The organism is Paenibacillus sp. FSL H8-0315 (assembly GCF_038005365.1).
GTDB classification, from domain to species: Bacteria; Bacillota; Bacilli; order Paenibacillales; family Paenibacillaceae; genus Paenibacillus_AQ; species Paenibacillus_AQ odorifer.
On record NZ_JBBOTA010000001.1, the window covers coordinates 5,920,777 to 5,937,648 of the forward strand.

Annotated in this window: 12 protein-coding genes and 3 pseudogenes; 11 read left to right on the forward strand and 4 right to left on the reverse strand. The window is 45.4% G+C overall.

Features of this window, described 5'->3' with window-relative positions; all coding sequences use genetic code 11:
• Positions 1–69: 69 nt before the first annotated feature.
• From cysK to MHB56_RS25640, 5 genes are all read left to right on the forward strand, one after another.
• On the forward strand, positions 70–990 hold the full coding sequence (gene cysK / locus MHB56_RS25620) for a cysteine synthase A (RefSeq protein WP_036683481.1): 921 nt from the start codon (positions 70–72) through the stop codon (positions 988–990).
• 20 nt (positions 991–1,010) lie between these two features.
• Positions 1,011–1,904 carry a hypothetical protein gene (locus MHB56_RS25625; protein WP_341144161.1) on the forward strand — a complete coding sequence of 298 codons (894 nt, stop codon included), beginning with the start codon at positions 1,011–1,013 and terminating at the stop codon, positions 1,902–1,904.
• Between the two features lie 286 nt (positions 1,905–2,190).
• Positions 2,191–2,964, forward strand: a complete 774-nt coding sequence (locus MHB56_RS25630; RefSeq protein ID WP_341144162.1) for a sensor histidine kinase — start codon at positions 2,191–2,193, stop codon at positions 2,962–2,964.
• Positions 2,961–3,620 carry a response regulator gene (locus MHB56_RS25635; RefSeq protein ID WP_076130654.1) on the forward strand — a complete coding sequence of 220 codons (660 nt, stop codon included), beginning with the start codon at positions 2,961–2,963 and terminating at the stop codon, positions 3,618–3,620. The genes MHB56_RS25630 and MHB56_RS25635 overlap by 4 nt, the downstream gene beginning before the upstream one ends.
• Positions 3,621–3,683: 63 nt before the next feature.
• Entirely contained in the window at positions 3,684–4,325 is a 642-nt protein-coding gene (locus MHB56_RS25640; RefSeq protein WP_076187371.1) for a DUF1775 domain-containing protein, read from the forward strand.
• Positions 4,326–4,437: 112 nt separating this feature from the next.
• On the opposite strand, the gene MHB56_RS25645 is transcribed toward MHB56_RS25640, so the two are convergent.
• From MHB56_RS25645 to MHB56_RS25655, 3 genes are read right to left on the reverse strand one after another with little or no spacing between them, the layout of a single operon-like run.
• A complete protein-coding gene (locus tag MHB56_RS25645) occupies positions 4,438–6,435 on the reverse strand; it encodes a CotH kinase family protein (RefSeq protein ID WP_341144163.1) in 1,998 nt (665 codons plus the stop codon).
• A 29-nt stretch (positions 6,436–6,464) separates the two neighbouring features.
• Positions 6,465–7,193: a DUF4956 domain-containing protein gene (locus tag MHB56_RS25650; protein ID WP_036683492.1), complete on the reverse strand. Its 729-nt coding sequence runs from the start codon at positions 7,191–7,193 to the stop codon at positions 6,465–6,467.
• 2 nt (positions 7,194–7,195) lie between these two features.
• Positions 7,196–7,909: a polyphosphate polymerase domain-containing protein gene (locus MHB56_RS25655; protein ID WP_036683495.1), complete on the reverse strand. Its 714-nt coding sequence runs from the start codon at positions 7,907–7,909 to the stop codon at positions 7,196–7,198.
• Positions 7,910–8,135: 226 nt separating this feature from the next.
• Here MHB56_RS25655 and MHB56_RS25660 point away from each other — a divergent pair, with 226 nt between their 5' ends.
• The 5 genes and pseudogenes from MHB56_RS25660 (at position 8,136) to MHB56_RS25675 (ending at position 14,614) form a co-directional block, all read left to right on the forward strand.
• Positions 8,136–9,377, forward strand: coding sequence for a purple acid phosphatase family protein (locus MHB56_RS25660; RefSeq protein ID WP_341144164.1), 1,242 nt, complete (start codon positions 8,136–8,138; stop codon positions 9,375–9,377).
• A 219-nt stretch (positions 9,378–9,596) separates the two neighbouring features.
• A complete protein-coding gene (locus MHB56_RS25665; RefSeq protein ID WP_076278106.1) occupies positions 9,597–10,355 on the forward strand; it encodes a DUF6612 family protein in 759 nt (252 codons plus the stop codon).
• Positions 10,356–10,705: 350 nt separating this feature from the next.
• Positions 10,706–13,570, forward strand: a pseudogene (locus MHB56_RS25670) (X2-like carbohydrate binding domain-containing protein); the annotation flags it as partial.
• A 33-nt stretch (positions 13,571–13,603) separates the two neighbouring features.
• Positions 13,604–13,828: pseudogene (locus tag MHB56_RS29905) on the forward strand (X2-like carbohydrate binding domain-containing protein); the annotation flags it as partial.
• A 3-nt stretch (positions 13,829–13,831) separates the two neighbouring features.
• A complete protein-coding gene (locus MHB56_RS25675; RefSeq protein WP_339191176.1) occupies positions 13,832–14,614 on the forward strand; it encodes a X2-like carbohydrate binding domain-containing protein in 783 nt (260 codons plus the stop codon).
• Positions 14,615–15,081: 467 nt separating this feature from the next.
• On the opposite strand, the gene MHB56_RS25680 is transcribed toward MHB56_RS25675, so the two are convergent.
• Entirely contained in the window at positions 15,082–15,822 is a 741-nt protein-coding gene (locus tag MHB56_RS25680) for an SDR family NAD(P)-dependent oxidoreductase (RefSeq protein ID WP_339281968.1), read from the reverse strand.
• A 131-nt stretch (positions 15,823–15,953) separates the two neighbouring features.
• Here MHB56_RS25680 and MHB56_RS25685 point away from each other — a divergent pair.
• A pseudogene (locus tag MHB56_RS25685) lies at positions 15,954–16,846 on the forward strand (LysR family transcriptional regulator).
• Positions 16,847–16,872: the final 26 nt, after the last annotated feature.

A 16,872-nucleotide genomic window follows, 5' to 3' on the forward strand; every position in this document is an offset into this window, starting at 1 on the left:
TTCTGAATCGACAGGAGGTGCTGCTCACGTTACAATAATGGAAGGTACAGAAATGAAGGAGGCTCTAAAATGACATCCTTAGTGGTTAACAATATAACAGAGCTGATTGGGAATACACCGGTTGTAAGATTAAATCGGCTGACTAGCCCCCAAGATGCAGAACTATACGTGAAGCTGGAGCTTTTTAATCCAAGTGGCAGTGTAAAAGACCGGGCAGCTTATAATCTAATCCTGCAAGCCGAGCTAGCAGGTTTGCTGAAGCCGGGCGGGACGATCATTGAGCCGACTAGTGGAAATACAGGGATAGGCTTAGCGATGAATGCCGCGGCAAAAGGGTATAAAGCGATTCTTGTCATGCCTGATAATATGACCAAGGAACGAATCAATATTCTAAAGGCTTATGGTGCGGATGTTGTGCTGACGCCGGCAGCAGAACGGATGCCGGGAGCTATAGCAAAAGCGATTGAGCTGGGAAAAGAAGTGGAAAACAGTTTTATTCCACAGCAATTCGAGAACAAAGCCAACCCTGATATTCACCGGACAACGACCGCTCTGGAAATCCTGGAGCAAATGGAAGGTAAGCTGGATGTGTTTGTTGCTTCATCAGGAACTGGGGGCACGATAACTGGAACCGGTGAGGTTTTGCGTGAGCATCTACCTGATATCCGGGTTCTTGTGGTTGAGCCGCAAGGCTCGCCCGTATTATCTGGAGGAAAGCCAGGACCACATAAGCTGGTAGGAACGAGTCCGGGCTTCGTACCCGCCATTTTGAATACACAGGTCTACGATGACATCGTTCAAGTCGCGGATGAGGCTGCCTTGGAGACGGTAAGAACGCTGGCTGCAAAAGAAGGAATTCTGCTGGGTCCATCCGGTGGTGCCACTGTATGGGCGGCGTTGCAGGAAGCGCGTCGTCTTGGGGCTGGCAAACGCGTGCTTTGCATTGCACCTGACACAGGGGAACGGTATCTTAGTATGGGAATATTTTAGTTTCGTCTGGAGGAATGGGAATGAATAAGCTCAGTGTGAGTTTCCTTATTGTTCTACTGCTGGCGGGCTGCTCAGGCTCTAACAAGCCAACCCCTTCTCCAAGTGCAGAGCCGACACCAACGGCAAGCATGCAGCAGCCGGCAGCTTATCTGGAAGCTGAAAAGCTGAAGGCGAATTTTGGTTTTGCAGATGAGTCTGGCAAGAGCATCTTAGTCACCGGGCAGGAAAAAGGGCTGGATGCGCAAATGCAACAATTGAATGAGGCGATCGGCGATCATGGGCAAGTGCTAAAAGTGAAATTGAATAAATGGCAGGAGGGTACGGAGAACAGTAATGGCCGGGAGATGGCTCACAATTTTGTGAATCTGCCAGGGTATCTTTATACGGTTGAAGAGGGGAATGCGACCCCTGATGAGACCTATTACCTGACGGATCAGGCAGAGTTTAATGCGAATGCGCTAATCTCTGTTAAGCCTACGGAGGTTAAGCAAGCCTCGCTAAATGTTGCAGAAAGTGTGCGGCAGAATATTGTTTCTGCGAAAAATCGTGAAGTAGAGCACATTTGGAAACTTGCTGACCTGTCTGGTGATCGGCAGCTGTATCTCGTTCAATTCATTAGACAGGATCAGGATATGTTATTTAGTCTCGTGCTGGAAGATAAGGCCGGGCTTACCTTTATGGATTATCCGGCTGTCATTCAAGGCGATGAATTTTCCGTCTGGAGAGTGGATGATGGAGGGGAAGTGATACCTGAGATGTTCTCTATTCTTTTTGCGGCGGAAACTGCTGAAGGTCCATTACTCGGTATGGAGTGGTGGGGAGCGGAAGGCGTAAACACATTTTTCCTGAAAAAAGAGGGAGATGTTTTTAAAGAAATGGACATTCAATACGGACGCTACACATCACCACTATAACTGGGATGCAGATACATCGAAGGATGTATCTTTTTTTTGCTACAATATAAGAAAGTATAAATTTTCACTATATATTGCTTATAATATTATGAAGGATAGCATTATTTTTTTAAAATACTTAAATTTGTAACAATAAGAACTTTAAATAGCCCGATCGAGTCATGTAGCAGAATTGTGACGGTGATATTGTTAATCATAAGATGTACGGGAGGGGACAGCAACGTATAACCGAATCAAGTATATGATCCTGTTACTGCCAACGCTAATGGTAGGGATCTGGGAGGTCGTGCGCCATCAGTTTCTAATGCCTTATATCTCGATGGATCTGGGGAATTATTTGACACCTGTCCTCGTATTTTTGTTCACTCTTGTTTTGCTCGTCCCTTTGTTTTCGCTGATGGAGCGGAATCAGCGGGAGCTGGAGCAGGAACGTGCGCTCAAAGAGGCAATGAAAGCCCGGGAAGGGCTAGCTAAGGAACTGCATGATGGGATGGCGCAATCTTTATTTCTTTTATCTGTCAAAATAGATCGTCTGGAAGCAAGCCGCAGGAATGGGGAAGTCAGCGAAGAAAATGTGGATCAGATCAAAAAGACCGTCCACGAGGTGAACCGTTATGTTCGACAGGCGATCGCCAATCTGAAGGTACCAGTGTCTGAGCAGCACTCTTTTTCATTGGAACAGTCGGTTAAAGATCAGCTTGCTCAAATGGCTAACGAGATTATGATTGAGGTTTCCTTGGATTGGAGTCTACAGGATGAAGCCCTCTCTCCTTCGGAAAAAGCAGAGCTGCTATCTTGTATCCGAGAGGCTATTATTAATGTGCGTAAGCATACAAGAGCGGCGAAGGTTTCTATCACAGGTGCAGGCACTGAGAAAAACTGGAGCGTGGCGATTGTCGACAATGGCGAAGGATTTCAGCATGATCCCTTTGAGGTGAACGGAAGTTACGGCCTTCAGATCATGAAGGAACGTGTCGAAGGAATGGGATGGAAGCTTCAGGTGAGCTCCGACAATACGGGGACAAATGTGGAAATTACGAAAGGAGGGGGAAGTTTATGAGCCGGTACCGGGTTTTGGTTGTGGATGATCATGCGCATGCACGTGAGGCGATGTGTGAGATTTTGTCCATGGATGATAGTTTTGAGGTCATTGGTGTAGTGGAGAGTGGTCCTGAGGCGATCGCGTTCACGGCCCAGTGGATGCCTGATCTCATTCTTATCGACATTCAGATGCCGGAGATGGACGGGCTGGAGACTACTCGCCGGATCAAGCAGGAATATCCCTATGTCAAAATCGTTATCGTTACGGTATCGGACGAAATTTCCCACCTCCTCGAAGCATTGAAGCAAGGCGCACAAGGGTACTTATTGAAGAATCTGGCACCTTCCACCTGGATTGAATATTTGCAAGCGATTGTGAATGAAGAAGCACCGCTAAGCCGGGAGCTGGCTTTTCAAATCTTGAAAGAATTTACCGTTCCTTCATTAACGGACGAAGGGGAGTCTTTGACGGCGAGGGAGAAGGAGATTTTAAGCTGTGTGTCTTCCGGATCGACGAATAAAGAGATTGCCATAAGCCTGTCGATTTCGGAGCATACCGTAAAAAACCATCTGAAAAACATCCTTCAGAAGCTTCAACTCCAAAATCGTACGCAGCTGACGCGTTATGCTCTGGAGCAGGGGCTTGCTTCACGTAAACGTGATTTTCCGCGGTAAATATGAGGATAGAGATGAAAGTGAATAATGATAAAATTACTTAAAGAAAGAGGCACTCTAACTATGAACAGATTATCTCGCAAAATAATGACACTCTTCGCACCAGCCGCTGCAACACTTCTGTTGTTCGCAGCCGTGGCTAGCGCGCACGTAACCGTAGCACCAGCACAATCCAGTACCGGAGCATGGGAGACTTACACACTTAAAGTTCCTTCAGAAAAAGATGTGGCGACTACACAAGTGGATCTACGAATCCCGGCAGGTGCCGAGTTCAAGCAATATGAGGCTACACCGGGCTGGGATGTTACCATTGAGGGGAACAAAGTTAGCTGGATAGCTAATGGAGAAGGAATTAAAGCAGGGCAATTCCAACGTTTCTATTTCACAGCAAAGAATCCTGATACTGCAGGCGACATTGCTTGGGATGCTTATCAGCATTATGCCGATGGCAGCTTGGTGCAGTGGTCTGGTGAGGCAGGAACAGAAAGTCCGCATTCTATTACTTCGATTGTGCAAGCCTCCGGTGGGGATGAACATTCTCATGGTTCCAGTGACAATGGCATGAGCATGGAAGAACATAATGCCATCATGGAAAGCGAGAACAACTCCACCAGTGTCAACCCAATGGTCTATATCGCATTAGGGATCTCTTTACTAGCCTTTTTAATAGCAACCATAAGTATATTGCGCGGGCGAAAAGAGTAAGCGGGAACTAGTTGTGATACAAGAATATAGTGTTCATGCAAGAAGCCTCCGTCAATAAACGACGGAGGCTTCTTGCATGAATTAATTGGTGATGAGGATACTTTTTACTTATCTACAGCCGTTTGCGTTTGTAAAAGGTTACGAAAGCAGCGGTTAGTATTAGGAGAAGGATGGCGACGCCAGTTGTGATGGCTTCACTCGTGCTGCCTTTTTGCTGCATAGTACCAGCACCACCAAAGTCGCCACCGCCCATACCACCAGGCATACCGCCACCAAAGCCACCGCCGCCCATGCCGCCACCACCAGGACCATTTCCGCCGCCTTCAGGGAAAGCGGGTCCGCCCATAGCACCAGGCTCACCACCCGCGCCGCCGTCAAATCCACCTTGAGCAGCTTGGCCATTAGTGTTGGTTTGTCCACCTTGAGTAGCTTGCCCGTTAGTGTTGGTTTGTCCACCTTGAGCAGCTTGCCCGTTAGTGTTGGCCTGTCCACCCTGAGCAGTTTGCCCTGTTTGTGTAGTCTGCCCACCCGCAGCTGCTTGTGAGTTACTGCCAGGCCCCTCGCCGCCATTAGGGATAGCCGGTCCGCCCATGGCACCAGGCTCACCACCTGCACCGCCTTGGGCAGTCTGTCCACCCGTAGCCGCTTGCCCTTCGGTATTTGGTGCAGCTGCATTTGCGCCAGCATTACCAGTAGCGCCAACCGCACCTGTGGCCTGCCCAGCGCCATCCGCACCTGTGGCCTGCCCAGCACCCGCAGCGCCTTGAGCTGCGCCATTTTTAGCGCCGCCACCAAAGCCACCGCCGCCCATGCCACCACCACTTCCTGATCCGTCACCGGAGGAAGGAATGGTACCGTCGAGTTGCTGCTGGATACTTGTGGCCATGTTCGACATGAAGGTCTCAACAGCCTTTATCCCATTTTCATACTGTTCGAAAGTGTAGAAGGCGGATGGATCCGCTTTGACATAGCTGGAAATCATCGTGTTCAGCTCATCCATCCGAGCCTGGAACGTATCGTCCGCTAGATAGCCAGTAATCATCTCACTAACAATCTCATGATATTTCGTTTTGTATTCATCATTAGCGAGCAGTTTCGCAATCAGTGGTCGTTCTGCCAACGCACCTTGGGTAGGCTCGTCAATTAACACATCTGCGCTTCCCATGCCGCCAAAAGCCATATTGTAATCCCACGGCAGAATCGAGAAGACCCCATCGTCTTCATATAAGTAATAATTCTGCTTATTTCCACCTAAATAACTGTCCATATTACCCGTGACCGCATTTAGAGCGATATACTTCAGCGATTCCTCTACGTCGATGTATTTTTCATAATCGGTGCCGTTGTTTAGCTCATTCAGCATGTCGACAAGAATATCATCATTGGACTTATCGGATTTCATTTCTAGTCCAGTATAGAGGGATGGATCATCGCCTAGCCAAGTCAAATCACTGCCCTGACCGGTCATTACACCTTTATAAAGTGCACCATAAGTGTTGCCGAAATTGCGTTCCAGATAAGCATCACTGATCTGTTCTACTGCAAGATAAAAACCCTTCAGTTCATCATTTACATACACATTTACGAAGGAATATTTTGGCGTCGGGAGACCGACACTTTCAGCGAGCTCATAGGTCAGAAATTCACGCATATAAGAAGCATCGCTGTAATTATTATTCAGGTTGATCTTAGTAATGCCGAATAAATTCTGGTTAACATACTCATCAAAAGAAATTTTGAAGCTGTAGCGGTCAGAGTCTGTCATCTGTACTACGCTTCTGAGACTGAGATTTCCTTTGGTCCGTACAGCTACATTATCGTATTTCATACCGTTGTACTCGACGGAAGCCATTTTATATTCTTCAGCACTGGCATTATCCAGCATATCCTGAAAATCGTCCGGGTCCAAGGTGATTTTGACATCCACGACCTTATCTTTTGGAAAGACCTGCTCGTCTAGCTTTTTCTCATCGCTCGAAATGACCTTGTCCTGAGCATCAGACGTTGGATTATTTGTTGCAGACGGACTTGCGTTCTGACACCCGGCTACGGCGATGACCAGCAGCAGGCAGCAAAAACTCAGCAGGATTGACTTACCTCTGGTTTTCATCTGGGGCACCGCCTTTCATCTCGTTGTAATTAAGATACATAGTCACCGCTATAGCTGATCAAGAGTGCATTTTTGACACCTTTTAGGTCAGAGACTGTGTTGACAAAGCCGCCTACTTTATCATCCAGACGAAGCTCCAGCGTCAATTCAATATTGTTTGCGGAGACTGTTTTTTGCTTCACATTGTAGCGTTTTACGGATTTGGTGATATGGCTGTGTACTTCACGTTCACTTTCATCACTGTCGCAGTTAATGACCAGTAAGTATGGCGTTTCGATAGAAGAGTGTTTGATGAACAGGAACAAAATGAGGCCGATAATGATCGAACCGATAATAGCCAAGGTGAAAAATCCTGCTCCAGTTACAATCCCTGCTACAGCTGCCCAGAACAAGAAGATCAGATCAGTTGGATCTTTGATTGGTGTTCTGAAACGAACGATGGACAATGCGCCGACCATACCGAGGGACAGCACAAGGTTAGAGTTAATCGCGATAATGACAGTAGCTGTAATCATGGTCATGCCCATGAGTGAGACGTTAAAGCTTTTGGAATATAAAACGCCGCTAAAGACACGTTTGTAGAGCAGGTAAATGAAGTATCCGATCAGAAAAGCTACGCCCAAGGTAATCAGCATCTTGGAGATACTAATATCAGATACAAAATTGTCGATCACCGAGTTTTTAATAATGTCTGAAAAATTATTTGTAGTATCTGTAGTCGTTGTTGTAGCTGCTAGCGGTGCTAGTGATGCATTCATAATCAATAATCCTCCCAAGTGTTAGTTTTTAAGAATTTGCGGCAGATCACGTATTTCGAAGCGGACTGCCTATTCAGTCCCTCCAGCTGCAACGCGATTTTAATGTACTCCGGAATATACTCATCGAATTTCACTTCGAAAATTATGAAGTTCTCATCAATCGCCCGAATCGGATGCAAATCCTTATCGAAAATATCCGTAGAGTGCAGGCCCGTACGTAGTTCTTTATCGAACGTTATTCGCACATTACCGTTGTGGCAAACATAAGGCTCGCGAACATAATCCACGATGACCTTGGGTCGCAGCAGGTTATGGCGCATCTGATCGTATAACTCCATGAACAGCGGACTGTCCGGGACGTTCAGCACTTCGTAGTTGCCCGCCATAATCTCGTCGTACATTTGCCGGGTTAGTGGTTCTTTGATTTTGGCGATATAATCGTCCATTTTAATTTTTTTCTCAAAGTGAATGATGTTGTCTTGGATGTTGTAAATGCGAATCCGGTATTTGGCCCGCTCTCGGAGACCGCCGAGCTTGTCTGCAAGTGCCGTGTTGTTGATATCGTCAAAATACAAACTCCGAATGTGGTATTCTCCACTCTCATTAGCGTGTTGATCTTTATCAATCAAGCTTTGCAATCGCTGGCGCAATATAAGGTATTGATGATAGTTAATGAAAAATTTAAGTTCATGCCGGAATTGAAGCTTCTTATTCATTTTCACACCTCGTTTCTCTCTCTATCTCTGGCTAACCTTCCTGCTTGACTAATTCTAGGAGACAGACCTTATGCTTAACTTAAAATAGACTGAATGTTTGCTGAATGTTTTACACTGCGTTAACAAAAGTCTGTATAAAGATTCGTGTGCAGATTTGACTTCTGACTTTGTAGGGGGCTATCTTATTTAGAAGGCTAGAGAGAAATTTTCATAAGGAGGTACCGTGATGAGAGACTATAAATTTGCCATAATCCTAGGAGTGCTTGTGATTGTGGTTATTTTAGTGGCTTATGGGTTGGAACGATCGAAAAGCGGAAGTAATGCAAATTCACCAGCACCGTATGATCTCGTGACTACCTTTAAGGGAGATGCGAGCACAAGCCGCGCGTTTACTTGGTATACAAGTGATTCGAGTGCAGCAGGCATTCTGGAGATTGTAAAGGGACAGGTGTCCTCTTTTACAAATACGGATGTACAAAGGGTAGAAGCGAAAAGTAGTTCCATCAAAACAGACAATGGCACCAAAGGTGTTCATAAAGTGGAAGCTACGGGTCTTGAACCCGGGACGTTATATACTTATAGAGTGGGTAGTGGCGTTGAAGGAGAATGGAGTCCGGCAGCGGAATTTACAACGGAAGAAGATGGACTGGACAGTGTGTCTTTTATCAACGTAACGGATTCTCAAGGGGAAACGGCAGAGGATTTTAAGCTGTGGGGAAATACGCTGAACAAGGCTTTTCAGACATTTCCTGAAGCTGAATTTATTGTGCATAACGGCGATTTGACGGAGAATCCGGAGGATTCGGCAGGCTGGGATGATTTTTTTGGCAATGTGCAGGGCTGGATTTCGGGGATTCCGTTAATGCCGGTAACAGGCAATCATGATGAGGTGGATGAGGATGCAACGTATTATACTTCACACTTCAACCTGCCGGATAATGGGGCAAAGGGTTCAATTGCAGGCACCTCGTATTCCTTCGATTATGGACCTGTGCATGTAACGGTACTGAATACAGAGAGCAATCTAAAAAAGCAAACGGAGTGGCTAAAGGAAGAACTGAAGAACACAGACAAGAAGTGGAAAATCGTTGCGATGCACCGACCGGCTTACGGGGGGAACTCCTATAAGAAAGTTGAAAATTGGACGGATATTTTTGATACGTATGAGGTTGATTTAGTGCTGCAGGGTCATAATCATGAATACTCCAGATCCTACCCGTTACGTGGCGGAAAAATAGTTCCAGAAGGTGAGAGTTCCAAAGGTGCTAAACGAGGGACAGTCTATGTGGTGACCAACGCTTCTGGAGGGAAATTTAACGAGAAAAAAGAAGATCAGTTCTATCATGCGGTGCATTTTCAGAACAATAAGCAAATGTTTGCGGGCATTAACGTTACCGGGGATACATTAACCTATCAGGCCTATGATGTGGATGGAAAGCTGCTGGATGAGTTTGTGTTGACACATTGAGCTAAGGGAATTGGATAATATTATTTAAATACCTTTTCTGCTGTAAAGGCGGGGGAGGTATTTTTTTGATTTGCATCCAAGCACCAAACCTAGCGTAAAAGTGTATCTTAAGCCGTTTTTTCACATGTCTACCTTTTCCGTCATATAAGCTGTTAACTTTATAATGATAAAATAGATTTAGTTATATTTGGATTTCATTTGAAGTGAAGGGGAAGTAATATGTTTATCAGAAAAATGGTTTTTATCGGTATCATTTGTATGTTAGGTTTGACAGGTTGTGCAACGAACACTAAATCAGGTGCTGAAGGAGAGGGAGATAAGCGTGCAGAGGAGCTGCTCAGCATGTCTCGGAGTGAACTGGCTAAGCAGGAGAGCTATACTATAGAAATGGAGAAACAAGAAGAAACATCCAGCAAATCGGAAAAAAGTGAAGATAAACATTGGTCGAGCGCTGTTTCATTTCATGTCGACTATGTTAGAAATCCTTATACCGTATATCTAAAATCGGAGACTGCGGAAGGAAAGGAACGAGAAGAATACATATCGGATACTGAATATCATACAAAGGTAATGGATGATTTATTTATTAAGCAGGACGATTATATTCCAGCGAAAGAAAAACAAATCGCACAAAGATTTATTGACCCGTATGATTATATAGACATGTACCGGATAGATTCTCAGGGGATCGTTGTTTCTGAGGAGGAACAAGAATACATACTTTCGATAGAGATATCGTCTCATGATGCGAGTAAGGAAACGATGAAATTGATGAAGCAGAATTTGACAGACAAGATTAAACTAAGATATACGCTGGATAAAACTACACTTTTGCCGCATAAAGTGGAGGCAGAAATATTCACTTCATTGAAATCAGAAAACTTAAATTCAGAATCAGTGCTCACGTTGCAAACAACTATCAGCAATTTTAATGGTATAAAAGAGATTGTTATGCCTGTAGATACTAGTGAAGAATAGTTATATCAGAAGCCTCTGGGATTTATTCCGGAGGTTTTCTTTATCAGCAGAATTATTTTCAATCAAAATTTAGTGAAATTGTATCCAGAAGTGTGAAAATGGTACGATTTTTAGAGACAATCTTCTGCAAAATATAACCATTTTCTCTCGATAATGAAAAACCTTACCATTATAATGAAAGCGTTATCAGAAAATGGAGTCTAAGTTCTGAAGGTATGGATTAAGGGGGAGGGAGGAGCAGGGATATAGAGTAAGAAGAAGGCATAAACAAACCAATTATATCGTAGGAGGCGTAAAACGTGATTCGTAACCGTATCCGGAAAACAGGACTTTTGGTCCTGCTTGGCGCGATGGTAGGCTCTTTATTCTCTGCATTCCCAGCTACTACCCATGCAGCCTCAAGTGAACCTTACACCTGGAAAAGCGTTGTAACGGGAGCTGGCGGGGGCTTTGTACCCGGAATTATTTTTAATCAAACTGAACCGAATCTGATTTATGCCAGAACAGATATTGGCGGGGCCTATCGCTGGAATCAAGCTACATCTAGCTGGACATCAATTAGTGACTCGGTAGGCTGGGTGGATTGGAACAAGAATGGTGTTGATGCTCTGGCTACAGACCCAATTGATCCTAATAAAGTCTACATGGCAACGGGTACGTATACTAATCATTGGGATAATAATGGCCAGATTATGCGCTCTAATGACCGGGGGAACACCTGGCAAACTACTCCACTGCCTTTTAAAGTAGGTGGCAATATGCCTGGCCGTTCCGCTGGTGAACGTCTAGTCATCGACCCCAATAAGAACAACATTCTCTATTTTGGAGCTAGAAGTGGTAATGGTCTCTGGAAGAGTATTGATTCGGGTGTAACTTGGTCAAAGGTAACCTCTTTTCCAAACGTAGGAACGTATATTCAGAATCCGACACTTGATTATGGGAATGATCTTGTCGGATTGTCTTGGATCACGTTCGATAAGAGCACAGGTACACTTGGCAACGCTACTCAAACGATATATGTCGGTGTGGCCGATACGGCTAGCAGCGTATATCGGAGTACAGATGGTGGAGTAACCTGGACAGCTCTGGCTGGACAACCTACGGGGTTCTTGCCACATCACGGCGAACTGTCATCCACAGGTGATCTCTATATTACTTATAGTAATGGTGTAGGTCCCTATGATGGCAGTAAGGGTGAAGTTTGGAAATACAACAAAACTAGTGGGGGTTGGACCAATATCAGTCCTACGACCGGTGAAGATAACTGGTATGGCTTTGGTGGATTGGCGCTGGATGCTCAGCACCCTAACACATTGATGGTATCCAGCTTAAACGCTTGGTGGCCTGATGAAGTTATTTTCCGCAGTACCAATGGTGGGGCTACTTGGAGTCGCATTTGGGATTGGGGCAATTATCCAGAACGGACTTATAAGTTCAGCATGGACATCACCGCTGCTCCATGGCTCGATCATGGAACCACTTCAACATCCCTGGATCCTTCACCGAAGCTAGGCTGGATGATGGGTGATTTGGAAATTGATCCATTTAACTCGAATCGAATGATGTACGGCACTGGAGCAACAATTTATGGCTCGAACAATTTGACCTCATGGGATACCGGAGGCAAGGTAAATATCTCTGTCATGGCAAAAGGTGTGGAGGAAACTGCAGTGCTGGGGCTAATTAGCCCGCCAACGGGAACCTCCCATTTGATCACTGCACTTGGTGACGTTTCCGGTTTCCGTCATGAGGATTTGTCGGTAGCGCCGACTAAATTCCAGACCAGTCCTTCATGGGCAACGACGATGAGTATTGACTATGCTGAACTGAGTCCGTCCTATATGGTGCGGGTAGGCAGTGCAGATAAAGAAAAAACGCCAAGTATGAAGTCCATTGGTATCTCTAACGATGGTGGAGTGAATTGGTACATGCCAAACTCCGAGCCTTCCAATGGAACCAAAACAACGGTTGGCCATGGACAAGTAGCTGTCTCTGCAAGTGGTAATTCCATTCTGTGGAGCACCTCAGATATCGGGGTGTATTATTCCAAAACCTCAGGCAATTCTTGGACAGCAAGTGCAGGATTACCGGCTGGAGCGAAGATAGCGTCTGATCGCGTGAATCCTAACAAATACTATGGATTTTATGCTGGAACCTTCTATGTAAGTGTGGATGGTGGAGCTACATTTACTGCCACCGCAGCTTCGGGCTTCCCGACCAATAATGTGGCTGGATTACAGCCGAACGAAGCCCAAATCAGTATGAAGGCAGTTCCAGGTATTGAAGGTGACATTTGGTTTGCCGGAGGAAATACGGTTGAGAATAAATATGGTCTATGGCACTCCACTAATTCAGGTGCGAGCTTCACGAAGTTAACGAATGTAGAAGAAGCTGATCTTATTGGATATGGGAAGGCTGCTCCGGGCCAAACTTATATGGCATTGTACACCGTAGCTAAGATTGATGGTGTACGGGGCGTATTCCGTTCCGATGATGTTGGCGCAACTTGGGTTCGTATTAATGACGATGCTCACCAATACGCTAAGATCAATATGGCGATTACTGGGGATCCAAGAATCTATGGACGTGTATATCTCGGTACGAATGGCCGAGGCACTTTGTATGCTGATCCTGTAAATCCACCAGCTACAGGCTCGACCATTACGCCAATAACTGCAAGCTTTGATAAGAAAACAGCGAATCAGGCAGACGTCGCAGTAACTATGACGTTGAACGGAAATACGCTGAGCACGATCAAGAACGGAACGGCAACCCTCGTAGCCGGAACGGATTATACGGTAAGTGGATCAACAGTAACGATTAAAAAAGCGTATTTTGCGACACAAGCGGTAGGAACGACAACGCTGACGTTCAGCTTTAGCGCTGGAGCTACACAATCCTTGGCGGTAGCCGTAACAGATACTACAACACCAGTATCTAACTCCACGATAACGCCAACAAGTGCGGGATTTGATAAGAAAACAGCAAATCAGGCAGACGTTGCAGTAACTATGACGTTGAACGGAAATACGCTGAGCACGATCAAGAACGGAACGGCAACCCTCGTAGCCGGAACGGATTATACGGTAAGTGGATCAACAGTGACGATTAAAAAAGCGTATTTAGCGACGCAAGCGGTAGGAACGACTACGCTGACGTTCAGCTTTAGCGCTGGAGCTACACAATCTTTGGCGGTAGCGGTCACGGATACTACAATACCGGTATCCAACTCCACGATAACGCCAACAAGCGCGGGATTTGATAAGAAAACAGCAAATCAAGCGGACATCGCCGTAACTATGACGTTGAACGGAAATACGCTGAGTGCGATCAAGAACGGAACGGCAACCCTCGTAGCCGGAACGGATTATACGGTAAGTGGATCAATAGTGACGATTAAAAAAGCGTATTTAGCGACGCAAGCGGTAGGAACGACAACGCTGACGTTCAGCTTTAGCGCTGGAGCTACACAATCTTTGGCGGTAGCGGTAACGGATACTACAACACCAGTATCCAACTCCACGATAACGCCAACAAGCGCGGGATTTGATAAGAAAACAGCGAATCAGGCAGACGTTGCAGTAACTATGACGTTGAACGGAAATACGCTGAGTGCGATCAAGAACGGAACGGCAACCCTCGTAGCCGGAACGGATTATACGGTAAGTGGATCAACAGTCACTCTCAAGAAGGAGTATTTGGCAACTCAAGCGGTAGGAACGACAACGCTGACCTTTGAGTTTAGTGCCGGAGCGGCACAATCCTTGGTTGTCACTCTCTCAGATACGTCAGTAGCTCCTACAGCAGCACTGAAAGTGCAGATGTATAACGGTACAGTGACTGCTTCCGGAAATACGCTAAATCCAAAGTTTAAGCTGGTGAACACAAGTACAAGTGCCGTTGCACTTTCTGATGTGAAATTAAGATATTATTACACAATTGACGGAGAGAAGGCACAAAGCTTCTTCTGCGATTGGTCACAGGCTGGAAGCGCGAATGTAACGGGCACGTTTGTGAAGCTGCCAACGGCTAAAGCGGATGCGGATTATTATCTGGAGCTTGGATTCTCGAGTGCAGCAGGTTCACTAGCTGCGGGTGCGAGCATCGATATCCAAGTGCGAGTAGCTAAAGAGGATTGGTCAAATTACACTCAAACCGGAGATTACTCCTTTAATGCGGTTGATACCAATTTTGTAGACTGGACAAAAGCGCCCGCCTACATCTCAGGTAACCTGATCTGGGGTAATGAACCTAACTAAGAATCTTCACCAATAGTTATGCTGAAGAGGCTGTCCTAAAAAGTAGAAAATTCTACTTTTGGGGCAGCTTCTTACTTTAACCCTCAGGCTATAGGTGGTATGTACGCTATGTGCTACGTTCTATGAGTCATGTGATATGTGGTATGTCGGATGCATTTATGGTTCCTATAGTGTTGGCTATATAGTAATTAGGGAAAACCTCCCTGAAAATAGCCGATATTTGCTTTAAATCAACGAAATCAGGGAATTATTCCCTGAAAATCAGGCGAATTCGTTAGTTTCCAGCAAATTATCCAATAATTAGGGAGGTTTTCCCTAATTATTGGCTGGATGACCAAAAAACTTAGAATTTTAGGGAGAAATTCCCCAATTATGCTATCAACGCTTCACTTCCTCCTGTACGGTACGCAAAAACCAGCTAATGATATTTAAAAGTAGTTCTGACATACCATTTGCTGTTTTGGCTGTTACAATGTTTGTCCGCTATCTATGGTAATGATCTGTCCAGTCATTGCTTCCTGTTCTAGCGCAGCGCAGACGAACTGGGCGATATTCTCGGCGGTTGAAATATGCTGAAGCAGCAGATTAGGGGCTAGTTTATGCATTTGTTCTTCTCGTCCAGACCACCATCTAGTAGCAACGGCTCCCGGCGCTACACAGTTAACTCTAATATGGGGAGCCAGCGCATGTGCCAGCGATTTCGTAAGACCGTGGACAGCCGCTTTGGAAACGGCATAAGGAAGGGATGAGCCTAAACCTGTCTGTCCAGCGATGCTGCCGAGATTGAGGATGGCTCCTGATTTTTTTTGATTCATATACGGTGCAACCGCTCTGGCGCAGAAAAACATTCCTTTCACATTTACATCATATAACTCATCCCATACTTCCTCTGTTGCCAATTCCAGATCTCCGAGAGCAATATGTTTAGTTATACTGGCGTTATTCACTAGCAGATCAATTGTCCCGAAATGCTGAATAATCGAATCGACCATACTTCGCACATCCTGATCTTTAGACACATTCGCTTGTATTGCTATAGCCTGCCCTCCTTGATTCAGAATCGTCTTTACGGTTTCATTGGCTTCATCCTCAGATCTAGAATAGTTCACTACGACGTGAGCCCCGCGTTTAGATAGCTCCAAGCTTACAGCTTTGCCAATTCCAGTCCCTCCACCCGTTACTAATGCGACTTTATTGTTGAGATCCATCCTCATGCACTCCTTAAGTTGGCGTATGTTGTTGTTATAAAGTATTCTATAGAGAAAAGTGAATTTCGTATAATTGAATATAATGAAGGTTTGATTCAATTTATTTGAATTGAATAGGGGAGGGCACTAGGATGGATCTGAAAACAATAAAAACCTTTCAAACGATCGTAACTTCCGGAAGCTTTAATCGCGCAGCAGAAGAATTGAACTATGCCCAATCTACAGTTACGATGCAGATGCAAAGGCTTGAATCTGATCTGGGATGTCAATTGCTTGAGCGGGGGAAGCAAATCAGCTTAACAGAAGCAGGCAGATTGTTTTATGAAGAGAGCTTACATATCGTTAAAGATATGGAACGATTACAGAGCCGTTTGACTGATTTAAAAATAGGGGAAGCTGGCAACGTGCGATTAGGGGTAACGGACCCTACGGCGAGCTATCGTTTGCCGCAGCTTTTAAGTAGGTTCTGGTGCAATTTCCTAAAGTGAAAGTCTCCGTGGATATTGCGGGAACCGTCGCACTTAGTGAACTACTCCTGCGTGGTGAAATTGATTTGGCAGTGTGCTCGGCACCAGAGCTCGGTAAGGAGCTTTATTTTGAACCGTTATTTGCGGAGGAATTCTTGTTACTTTTACCAGAAGAGCATCCGCTAGCATCCAAGGAACGTATCACCCCAGAGGATCTACAGAGTCATCGCTTACTGATTACGGCAGCGAATTGTCCTTATCGTAAAAAATTAGAAAGTGTGCTGCAGGAATCAGGCGGGCCGCCACTAGATACAATGGAGATTGGGAGCATGACAGCGCTGAAATATTTTGTGGGAAGTGGTTTAGGTGTGGCACTTGTTCCTGAGATTGTGCTGAATCCAGCCCCAGCAGGAACTATAGTACGGAAGCTGGAGGGGAAGGTTATTGATATGACCTGTGGGATCCTATGTAAACTTTCAGATTATCCGCTTAAGCAAGCGAGCTCCAGATTGTATCATTTTTTAAAACAGGAACTAACCGTGACAAGGATATTTTGAATTTTAAACGAATTGTTAAGAAATAG

Excerpts from the sequence above, each read along its gene's own strand:
- cysK (WP_036683481.1), top strand. The coding sequence starts at position 70 with ATGACATCCTTAGTGGTTAACAATATAACAGAGCTGATTGGGAATACA.
- MHB56_RS25625 (WP_341144161.1), top strand. The coding sequence starts at position 1,011 with ATGAATAAGCTCAGTGTGAGTTTCCTTATTGTTCTACTGCTGGCGGGC.
- MHB56_RS25635 (WP_076130654.1), top strand. The coding sequence starts at position 2,961 with ATGAGCCGGTACCGGGTTTTGGTTGTGGATGATCATGCGCATGCACGT.
- MHB56_RS25640 (WP_076187371.1), top strand. The coding sequence starts at position 3,684 with ATGAACAGATTATCTCGCAAAATAATGACACTCTTCGCACCAGCCGCT.
- MHB56_RS25645 (WP_341144163.1), bottom strand. The coding sequence starts at position 6,435 with ATGAAAACCAGAGGTAAGTCAATCCTGCTGAGTTTTTGCTGCCTGCTG.
- MHB56_RS25650 (WP_036683492.1), bottom strand. The coding sequence starts at position 7,193 with ATGAATGCATCACTAGCACCGCTAGCAGCTACAACAACGACTACAGAT.
- MHB56_RS25655 (WP_036683495.1), bottom strand. The coding sequence starts at position 7,909 with ATGAATAAGAAGCTTCAATTCCGGCATGAACTTAAATTTTTCATTAAC.
- MHB56_RS25660 (WP_341144164.1), top strand. The coding sequence starts at position 8,136 with ATGAGAGACTATAAATTTGCCATAATCCTAGGAGTGCTTGTGATTGTG.
- MHB56_RS25665 (WP_076278106.1), top strand. The coding sequence starts at position 9,597 with ATGTTTATCAGAAAAATGGTTTTTATCGGTATCATTTGTATGTTAGGT.
- MHB56_RS25680 (WP_339281968.1), bottom strand. The coding sequence starts at position 15,822 with ATGGATCTCAACAATAAAGTCGCATTAGTAACGGGTGGAGGGACTGGA.